The sequence below is a fragment of the Bradyrhizobium yuanmingense genome (assembly GCF_900094575.1).
GTDB lineage: Bacteria > Pseudomonadota > Alphaproteobacteria > Rhizobiales > Xanthobacteraceae > Bradyrhizobium > Bradyrhizobium yuanmingense.
Map to the genome: position 1 here is coordinate 1 of NZ_FMAE01000103.1, position 1,076 is coordinate 1,076.

The window sequence follows — 1,076 nt, forward strand, 5'->3', positions numbered from 1 at the left end:
AAGGAACTCGAGTACGGTGATCTGGATGATGGCTGACCGACCGCTCCCATTAACTGACGGTGAGAATCGTTCGCCGGTACGGGCAGTGAGATCGGCACAGCCTCGCGACGCGAGGTGGCACCTGCGGTGACGGATAGTGCGCCGAATTCGCTGGTCGACCACCAATGCGGCCGCTGTCGATTTGCTCGGGCCTCCTGAGGCGCACAACGATGCTCCGCGCTACCACGCCTGGGCTCGCCGCCCTGCGCGTGCCAATTACCTCATAACGTAATCGGGGAGGCGTGATGGGGTGGTATCCGCAGGAGAGACGTCACGCTCGGCATGCCGGACGAACTGTCCTGTTGCGCAAAACCTAAGCAATTGATTACGCTCAACAATATGTGTCGCAGGTTCCGCTCATTAGAAATGTCATCGGTGAGAGGATAGCCAGGCTCGGCTGATCGCCCTTTGTTCGACCCGCCGGAGGCGCGGTCGATGGTCGGGACGCCCTTCGTCCCGACGCCTTCCGGCGCGCCCCCGCGCGTAGGAGCGGTCAAGGATCGAAGACCGCCGGAGGCGGCGGCCCAAAGGCCGTCCTTGACGGCTCCGAGCACGGTGGCACAAGGACCAGCGCTGGCCACGAGAGGCCGTCAGCCGACCCGGAATAGATTCTTGCCCTGACCGCGGCGGCGCGGTGCTTTCTTGCTGCGTCCTTCATCGCGCAGCTGTTGTTGCTCGGCGATGTACGCCAGAACTGGCCCCAGCCGCTTGTTCTCGACAATCGCGGCCTGGTCGACCTGCTGTAGCTTGTCGAAGGTGCGGTACGGCAGCTCGCGCCCCTGGTGCTTGATCACAAAACGCCCGTCCGGATAGTCGAACACCGTGACGCGCTGACGGGCGAGGGGACGGGTCAGCTCGTTCGGCTCGAGCAGGAACAGCACCTTGTCGTACTGGAGCGTCAGATTGTTCGAGAGAGTGCGCTCCTCCTTCCAGGCAAAGGCGTCGTCAATATTGTCATGCGTCGCAAGCGGCCGGTGCAGATCCTTGTTGACCTGCCACTGCATTTTCATCCAGCGGCAGTTAGAGTCTCGGGGTTT

1 pseudogene is annotated in these 1,076 nt (G+C 62.5%); it reads right to left on the bottom strand.

Annotated elements, in window-relative coordinates:
- Nucleotides 1–629 precede the first annotated feature (629 nt).
- A pseudogene (locus tag GA0061099_RS39225) lies at nt 630–1,076 on the bottom strand (ISNCY family transposase); the annotation flags it as partial.